The 371-nt window shown below is 51.5% G+C and carries 1 protein-coding gene; it reads right to left on the bottom strand.

All coding sequences use genetic code 11. The annotated features are described in order from the left end of the window. Positions 1-371, bottom strand: a 371-nt coding sequence (locus BP621_RS14265) for a formate dehydrogenase accessory sulfurtransferase FdhD (protein ID WP_292391155.1), incomplete at both ends; no start/stop codon positions are given.

The raw sequence follows: 371 nt of genomic DNA, 5'->3' as shown, positions 1-371 counted from the left end.
AGCATGGATTCTTTTCTGAGCTGGCCTATGAGGCATACGTTTGCTTTTTTTGCGGCTTCAACGCCTGAGTCGAAGGGCATGGATTTGGTGGCGATAAGAGGGATTCCTGCCCGAGCGGCTTTTGTGACCATATAGGCGGGCTGCCGGCCTGTCGAGAGCATGTAATGTTGTGAGAGGTCAAGGCCTTTGAGAAAGGCGGCTCCTACGGCTTTGTCTACAGCATTATGCCGGCCGACATCGACAATCTGTACTGCAAGTTTTCCGCTTTTGTCTATCAGGGCTGCCAGATGGGTTCCTCTGGTAAGTTTGTATGTATCGGATTCGAGGTATCCTGTGCCTGCAAAGATGGCTTGCGGGTCAAAAACAGAGTC

Source organism: Methanosarcina sp. UBA5 (assembly GCF_002505485.1).
Lineage (GTDB): Archaea > Halobacteriota > Methanosarcinia > Methanosarcinales > Methanosarcinaceae > Methanosarcina.
The sequence above is the reverse complement of the archived record's forward strand: the minus strand, read 5'-3'. Positions and strand labels throughout refer to the sequence as shown.